This is a genomic window from Kaarinaea lacus (assembly GCF_975902315.1).
The window spans coordinates 1-7345 of sequence record NZ_CDLKIE010000520.1; the positions used below are offsets into that span (position 1 = coordinate 1).

Annotated in this window: 10 protein-coding genes; 4 read left to right on the plus strand and 6 right to left on the minus strand. The window is 45.6% G+C overall.

The annotated features are described in order from the left end of the window. Both ACWVCM_RS16165 and ACWVCM_RS16170 read right to left on the minus strand, forming a co-directional pair. Window positions 1-406, minus strand: a 406-nt coding sequence (locus ACWVCM_RS16165; protein WP_455202802.1) for a hypothetical protein, incomplete at its 3' end; no start/stop codon positions are given. 91 nt (window positions 407-497) lie between these two features. Continuing rightward, window positions 498-2432, minus strand: a complete 1935-nt coding sequence (locus ACWVCM_RS16170) for a DUF3604 domain-containing protein (RefSeq protein ID WP_455202803.1) — start codon at window positions 2430-2432, stop codon at window positions 498-500. 471 nt (window positions 2433-2903) lie between these two features. Between ACWVCM_RS16170 and ACWVCM_RS16175 the strand changes: the two genes are divergently transcribed. The 4 genes from ACWVCM_RS16175 to ACWVCM_RS16190 all read left to right on the plus strand — a co-directional run bounded on the left by ACWVCM_RS16175 (window position 2904) and on the right by ACWVCM_RS16190 (window position 5806). Further along, window positions 2904-3818, plus strand: a complete 915-nt coding sequence (locus tag ACWVCM_RS16175; RefSeq protein ID WP_455202804.1) for a DUF3943 domain-containing protein — start codon at window positions 2904-2906, stop codon at window positions 3816-3818. A 27-nt stretch (window positions 3819-3845) separates the two neighbouring features. Beyond that, window positions 3846-4412, plus strand: a complete 567-nt coding sequence (locus ACWVCM_RS16180; protein ID WP_455202805.1) for an outer membrane beta-barrel protein — start codon at window positions 3846-3848, stop codon at window positions 4410-4412. A 63-nt stretch (window positions 4413-4475) separates the two neighbouring features. Then, window positions 4476-5432, plus strand: a complete 957-nt coding sequence (locus tag ACWVCM_RS16185; RefSeq protein WP_455202806.1) for a hypothetical protein — start codon at window positions 4476-4478, stop codon at window positions 5430-5432. Further along, window positions 5429-5806: a hypothetical protein gene (locus tag ACWVCM_RS16190; protein WP_455202807.1), complete on the plus strand. Its 378-nt coding sequence runs from the start codon at window positions 5429-5431 to the stop codon at window positions 5804-5806. Before ACWVCM_RS16185 ends, ACWVCM_RS16190 begins: the two co-directional genes overlap by 4 nt. Before the next feature lie 79 nt (window positions 5807-5885). Here ACWVCM_RS16190 and ACWVCM_RS16195 read toward each other — a convergent pair whose 3' ends face one another. The 4 genes from ACWVCM_RS16195 to ACWVCM_RS16210 form a co-directional block, all read right to left on the minus strand. Further along, window positions 5886-6128 carry a DUF6868 family protein gene (locus ACWVCM_RS16195; RefSeq protein WP_455202808.1) on the minus strand — a complete coding sequence of 81 codons (243 nt, stop codon included), beginning with the start codon at window positions 6126-6128 and terminating at the stop codon, window positions 5886-5888. A gap of 20 nt (window positions 6129-6148) precedes the next feature. Next, on the minus strand, window positions 6149-6553 hold the full coding sequence (locus ACWVCM_RS16200; RefSeq protein WP_455202809.1) for a VOC family protein: 405 nt from the start codon (window positions 6551-6553) through the stop codon (window positions 6149-6151). Window positions 6554-6640: 87 nt separating this feature from the next. Then, window positions 6641-7063: a hypothetical protein gene (locus ACWVCM_RS16205; RefSeq protein ID WP_455202810.1), complete on the minus strand. Its 423-nt coding sequence runs from the start codon at window positions 7061-7063 to the stop codon at window positions 6641-6643. An 80-nt stretch (window positions 7064-7143) separates the two neighbouring features. Beyond that, a partial coding sequence (locus ACWVCM_RS16210) for a GNAT family N-acetyltransferase (protein WP_455202811.1) occupies window positions 7144-7345 on the minus strand: 202 nt, incomplete at its 5' end.

Here is a 7345-nt window from a genome sequence, read left to right on the forward strand (position 1 = left end):
GCGTACGGAAAAATGGCATCTCGAGTTGCTTTAGCATAGTATCAATTTGATCCCACTCGTCATTCAACTCGGCCTTTTCGTTACTGTAGCCTTCAATATTATCACCGACGTTAATGACGAATTCCGGCTGGAGCAAATTTATCTGATCCATGGCTAACTTAAAGGTACCGAGTGCGTTGGCGCCGCCGGTTCGATCACCGATAATGGCAAACTGAAAGTTGTCGGGATTGTTCCTGAAGTTCTCGGTTGACCAGGGCTTTGCACCCGGCAAGGCTGCTTGATCGTAATGGAACGCTTCCGTAACAGAGGATTGCTCGGATTTACTGCAACCACTCTGTAAGAAAATACACGCAAGCGCAATTGCGGCAATAGATGTCAGGAAAGTAATTTTTTTGATCGTATTCATTGCAGTGATACCCTGGTTGATTTTGCTACATGTATATTCACACATGCTTTGTAGTTTAAATCTATTTACTTATATCTCCTTATCATTATCTTCAATTTGGCGTGTACCAAATTGGCGAGGTATAGGCGCGTTCCTGATGACTGGCTGGTACGTCTTTCGGCAGGTCAACACCGAAGAACGCGGCATCGTAAGTGGTCCAGCGCGGCGTCGGGATTTCCAGCACACGCACATAATAAAAAGCCTTTTGCTTTGGATCGAATTTGGAATCTTTCCAGTACGCCAGCATCAAGGCATCACCAATGCTATTGGTGTAAGTGGCTTGCTTGACATTGACGGTATTGCCTACCGGCTTGCTGCAACGATGTTTTTTATTGATCTTGCGTTTATCTGAACACAGCACATCGTAAACCTGTTCGTGAGTTTTGCCGTTACTGTCCAGCCAGCCTTTTATAATCTGAATACGATCCAGATTGGCGCCATCAACATCACGGAGTGCTCGTATTACAAAGGTCGGCGCTTTACCTTTGGGTGCTTTTGATAAATCACCGCCCATGGGCACGCCGCGCTGGTAACCTGTTTTAGCAAAATCCGGACGTTGTACGTCTTCCTTGGTAAAATCCCAACCGGCAAACACGCGTACTGTCATTCGCGTGCCGGTAGTGGCGTATACTTCTTTGCGCGCAAAAGCATCCCATATCGCTTCACGGGTATTGTCAGTGGCCCACACTGCCGCTAAACCGGCAGCGAGTGTTTGTACATGACGTATGGTGATATCCGGACCGCCTGGTTTTTGGAAATAGCCGGTGATTTTTTCCCGAAAACGGCCCGGCATGGCGCTGGGCTCTCCCGGTGTGGCCTTGCCGAAGTAGTTGTTTTCTTCGGTGGTCGCCAGTGAAGTGTGAGTGTCGGTAGATCCGATCATGCCAAATTTAAAAGGATTAGCGCCCAGCTTTTGCTCGATTGCCAAGCCCCGCTTTAATGCCTCACGCGCGTATTCGCGCGGCAACATGTCTTTGGTCTTCGGCTCGGGACCAAAGCTACCCTTGTCCCAGGTGCCATAGTCGGCAAACTCGTCGTTTGGTGATAATGACGGATGCGCCTCACCATCACCTTTGATCTGCGTGACTTCATACACCGGTTCCCAACGCATGCGGCGCTCGGCATAGTCGCGGATTAATGGCTTCTTTGTGAATGTCACATCATCGAACATCAGTCCGTTGGAAAGATTTCCGTTGTGCGGGATTGCAAGCAACCGGCCACCGGTCTTTTTTTCATACGCTGCCATCCATTTCCACAGCTCTTCCGGATCGGAGGTATCGTAGTTGGAGATGGGAATGATCTGATCGGCCCTGTTTTTACCGTCGCGGAATATGACATTGCGGTGCAGGTTGTTACCGCCGGGGCTGGATGTCCACTCGAAACCAATCAGCGCTGTAAACTTGCCCGGTTCATTGAATTTCTCTGCTGATGCTGTCAAGCGCTGCCACATGGTACGGGTCAGGGCCTCCTGACCTTTGAGCGGATCCTTGCGCGCGGTCATGCCCTCCCCCCATAAGGTGTAGGCGTCACCATATTTTCCTGCATACACCAGGTTGGCAATCTTCTTGCCGAATTCAATTTTGAGTAAATCCGGATTCTTTTCGGCAATCATGGGCGCCAGACCCAGGTTCTCTGCATGGTCCGCCACCACAAGATAATCCAGTGGTCGCTGCAAACGTGCACGCACACCGTTACTGGCGACAACGATCTCGCCACGCGCGAACCGGTAAGCATCATCCGGCCCGAGCCGATTGCCGACCATACCGGCGTCCGTGGAATAGGCAGTATGGGTGTGAGTGTCACCCCAGAATACGCGCTGCGGATAACCCTGATTAAGATAGGGCGAGTACTCCTTTTCCCCTATATGGTCGCTCTTTGTCGGTCCACCGCCGTAACCGGCATATGGTTCTGCTGCAATGGCTATTGCTGAGAAATATACGACATATAAAACCAGCACAACATTGAACGTTCGCCATAGAGATTGCATACGGCTCTCCTTGTTTAATTGTTATTGCGCGCTAGCTCCATGCCTAATGAATAATTTCTTTGCTTGTGCTTATGAATTACACAATGCAGGAAAACAAGCCCTATTAATTTAGCAATCGCTAATACATAGTGAATTAGGTTTGTAATATCAGGCCATTATTATCACCGCTTGATAAAAGCTGACCTTGATCTAAGGCAATTGGCTCAAAGAAAAAATGTAACAAAATGCGTGACGTATATGGGTGCGATGTGTCATGAGAAGTAGCTTGATGCAAATGAATTATTTTCCAGGACAACTGGAGCTGTGATTTTGACGCAGCGCAATCTTTCTCTGATTAAAGCTAGGTGTGCGCTGCCAAAAGGTGTATATATATGCTTTAACTAATTAGAAAGAACGTAGAATTACACAACAATTGACAATTGTTACAACAGTGTTACGCAGGTGTAATCTAAGGGAAAATAAAAATAACGCATGGAATGGAGTAGAATCCTGTTTCTGGTGCTATTGTATTCAGCCTCAGTAGCGTATGCGGCTGAGTCACCTATATACACAACAGATCACTTTGACCCACCGCTTGTCACCTGGAATAACCTTAAAATCAGTGAACTCAAAGTTGCAGCGGCAACTGATGCTGACGGCGAGCCTGAAACGGACGCCACTGTTTCAAATAATAAAGAAACCAAATCCAGGCGAGACTGTGATGCTTTAACCTACGAAGTCACTTTATTCAATCCCTGCCCGGGCGAGAACGGCAAGCGCTTATGGAATGTAAGCAAGGTGGTGTTTGTAGGTGGTTTTGCCGTGATGGGTGTTATTCTTCTGTTACCGGAAGACATTTCCAAGTGGGATAAATCGGAACTCGGAGAAGGCCAGCTAATAGATAAATGGTGGGAGAACGTAAAAGCCGGGCCGGTGTGGGACAACGACAAGTGGTACGTTAACTATATAGGTCACCCTTACTTTGGCGGTGTTTATTACCAGGGCGCCAGAAAATCCGGTTACAATCAGTGGAATTCTATGGTTTATTCAGCCTTAATGTCGACGTTCTATTGGGAGTACGGCGTTGAAGCGTTTGCCGAAGTTCCGTCTATCCAGGACCTGGTGGTGACACCACTCGGTGGATGGATTTACGGTGAGTGGGCACATCATAAAGAACAGGAAATTCGCGCCAGGGGTGGTACGGCATGGGGTTCTAAAACCTGGGGCAGTATCTCACTATTTTTACTGGATCCACTTGGCAGCATTGACACCTGGGTAAGAAAAAAAATGAACAAAAATATACAACAACCCGTTTTTCATCTTGCCCATAGCCCGGTAGTGCATGTAGGCGATGGCGTTTTAGTAGACTACGATCATTGGGAAGTGAAACTGGCGTTTAAATTCTAGGAATATTTACGCATTTGAACTAACAATATGAAACTGGACATAAACACAACTCGAATTCTACACGCTATGATCGGCGTGTTATTGCTATTATTTTCAGTAACAGCAAATGCAAAAGATGAAATAACAACCAGCATACTCGAGTTTTCGGTTAATCTTGGCTACACCCAATTTGATAGTAAACGTGAGCTTGAAGACACAGGAATCCTGGGCTGGGGATTCGGCATGCACTTTTCCCGACGTTGGGCGGCGCTATTAAATTACACGGCATTGAATACCAAAAGAACAGGCAGCCAGGCGGGCGAAGTCGTTGACGGACAAAAATATCATGCCGATGTGTACCGATTCTTTAACACCCAGCATCGCTTCCGCCCGTACATCGTGGCTGGTTTCGGTGGCGCGGATATCATTTCCGAAGGTGATAAGCGAAACGAAACACAGTGGAATGGCGGGCTGGGATTGTCGTACCGCATAACAGCAAAATGGTTCCTGCGTGGCGATGCAAGGGTATTTTATAACCCATCCGGTGACAACACTGACTATGTCTATATGATGGCCCTGGGCTTTCGTTTAAAAGAGGGCGAACGCGGTCGCTAGTATTCTCGTCACTCATTCAGTATCATAGTCTGGAGCAGGACGCACAACCCATCCAGACATATTGTGTTTAAAATACTCATCCCGATCATTCTGTTGACTGTTCTGGTGTTGAATCCCAGGATAACCGCTGCCCAGGAAGATGATATCGTGCCGGGCGTTAGTACGATTACCATTTCGGATGCCCGCCAATCCGCCATTGCCTTTGTTAATGCCAGCACCTCGCCTGGTTTAGAAGGCGCAACACTGGAACTCAATGAGGAAGGCCGGCAGTCGACCAACTGGCGCTCCAGCCTTGGCTTTAATGCGGAATTTACTTTACGTAACCATATCTTTGATGGTTATTGGGGACTTGCAATTGTTGGTGGAGAATTAAAAGACGACATTTTATTAGTGGGAGATCAGGGAGAAACGGTAAACCTTAACCTGCGTCGCCAGGTTGTAGCCTTGCGAGGCTCACTGGGACTGAGCTTTCCCATGAATCAGAATTTCAAGTTACGGCCCTATTTATCGCTGGTTGCGAGCGAATTGCAAACTAATGCCAGCTATCAGAATCTCACCGACCCACAGCAAAATGGCAGTGTCAATACCAGTGCCTGGATGTACTCCACGATAGGTACTATAGAAGCTATATATTTTCAGTGGTACGGCCATTATAAACTGGAACTGGACGTCCAGTATAACCTTATTTATACCGATTCTTTTAGTGAAGACAATCCCATTCTTGCTACTTATGACTGGAACGATGCGATAAAGCTGGAGGCCAAAATCAGCGGCGCGACCAGGTTTAATACTGAGGGACGCCCCTGGCGTTGGCAAACCTATGGTAACTACACGAATTTTCTCAGTCATAACGAAACAGCATTGGGTTATACACAATTGATTGAAATAGGTGCAGGTCTTGATTGGCAAATAAATATCAAGCCACTGGACTGGTTTGGCTGGCAATCATTGGGGATTCGACTTGGTGTGATTTTTGGCGAGGATGTTGAAGGCTACAATTTTGGTTTAACTGCAGAATGAACGCGCGATTCATATTTTTAATAGTCATTTTATGTGTCAGTGCATGTGTAAAAGCACCGGTATACAAGGGCGATAACTATGCGTTTATCAAATCCAGTCATGCCATTGTAAATGCCAACGGGAAGCAAGTGGAATCCGTCTATACGCTGGATTTAGAGGCTGGAGAAAACACATTGGTTGTTCTTTACCGCACTTATCGACACGATTATTACTGTGAATTTCAGTGGAATTCAAAGCCTCAGACCGCTTATGAAATTACCGACCAGGAAAATAAGTACCCGCTTACGCTCTACCGATGGGAAAGGGATAATGATTTGTGGGCATCACGCCTGGACCCGGTAGATCCCGTGAAATGTACAAAGAAAAACGACTAATCTATCGCGCCCCACAGGTGCGCTCCTACAAAATTCTTTAGCGAAGTGTGCTTTGCTACTGCATAGAGATCAAAACCTATCAAGCAATAATCAACAAGGCGAAATACGGCACTACATTAAATACCAGAAATAAGACTTTAAATAACCCAAGGAATGAGTACATAACGATATTAAAGGTGTCGCGAGGAATGGGAAAAAACTTACTCTGCGTACGATATACCAAATTCGGTGCTGACATAAACATAATGGTCCAGAAGATCAACAGGCCTCCATTAATGACGGTGCACCACATAAAGAAGTCAGTTAACATTTGTAAATTCATGCATATCCCTTAAGTCGAAATTATTCCATGACATTGATCATCCACGATATGCCAAATTTATCGTTAACGACCCCGAAGCTGGGCGACCAGAATGTTTTCTCCAATGGCATGACAACTTCGCCGCCATCAGCGAGTGCGTTAAACTTTTTCTCAGCATCAGTAACATCCGTCAATCCAATTGAAAGTGAGATACCCTGAAACGAGGGATTTCCACCGCAATGGCCATCTGAAGCCATAACAGGTGATTCCCCAATTTTAAAAGCAGCATGCATGATTTTATTATCGTCATCCACCGGGCATGCTTCCTGGTCAGGACTGTCTTTGAAACGCATCAGCATAGTAACTTCTGCACCCAGCGCATTTTTGTAAAACTCCAGCGCTTCTTCGCAACGGCCTTCAAAAAATAAATAGGGTTCGATTTGCATAAACGTCTCCTTGTTGTTGCTATCATCCTTTTACTCTGTCCACTGCATCCCGATTTTTTGACACAAGACTGACATCACACAATCTTATTATTTTTTACTGCATGCCTTGTCGATTTTTTGCCCCAGACCGATACGTTTAGCATGTTTCTGTTTTAACTGTTCCAGCTTTTCCTGGTCGTTGTCTTTCGCTGCCTGTACCCTTTCCTGGTATTCCCGATATGAGGTTACACTCTCATAGAACATCTCTTCATCTGTAATATCGTTTAGCGCCTCCGCAATACATTCACAATTCATTGATTTATTTTTCTCTTTTTCTTTCTCGCAAAGTACCATCATTTGTTCCCTGCTTTTCGCAAGCATGCCACCCTTGACTGCATTGTTGAAAGCCTGCTTATTTCTATCGTCAGCATAAAATGCAGACATGCCTGCATTTTCTGTCGCCATTGCATATGAAGAAATGAAAAACATAAAAGGAACGATCGACAGATACTTCGTTTTGACGTTGAACATAAAACTTCCTTTATGAAATTAAACAATATTGATTGTATACTGGTTGAAGCCTGATAAAAACCAAATTTCTAATGATTGGATTAAATAAGGACCATAATCCATTGCTCTGCTGTTTTCATTAATTTGGACCCTGTACCCTTCCTTCGGTATTCAGGTTCAACATACCAGCCTCCTATATATCCGATATTTTTTATTGCACACCCTTCATCAACTATTACGTGTATGGATGCCTCTAACAATCCAATGCTATGATCAGGTTTAATGTAAGCAAGAAACGTAGCA

Excerpts from the sequence above, each read along its gene's own strand:
- ACWVCM_RS16190 (WP_455202807.1), top strand. The coding sequence starts at position 5,429 with ATGAACGCGCGATTCATATTTTTAATAGTCATTTTATGTGTCAGTGCA.
- ACWVCM_RS16170 (WP_455202803.1), bottom strand. The coding sequence starts at position 2,432 with ATGCAATCTCTATGGCGAACGTTCAATGTTGTGCTGGTTTTATATGTC.
- ACWVCM_RS16175 (WP_455202804.1), top strand. The coding sequence starts at position 2,904 with ATGGAATGGAGTAGAATCCTGTTTCTGGTGCTATTGTATTCAGCCTCA.
- ACWVCM_RS16195 (WP_455202808.1), bottom strand. The coding sequence starts at position 6,128 with ATGAATTTACAAATGTTAACTGACTTCTTTATGTGGTGCACCGTCATT.
- ACWVCM_RS16205 (WP_455202810.1), bottom strand. The coding sequence starts at position 7,063 with ATGTTCAACGTCAAAACGAAGTATCTGTCGATCGTTCCTTTTATGTTT.
- ACWVCM_RS16180 (WP_455202805.1), top strand. The coding sequence starts at position 3,846 with ATGAAACTGGACATAAACACAACTCGAATTCTACACGCTATGATCGGC.
- ACWVCM_RS16200 (WP_455202809.1), bottom strand. The coding sequence starts at position 6,553 with ATGCAAATCGAACCCTATTTATTTTTTGAAGGCCGTTGCGAAGAAGCG.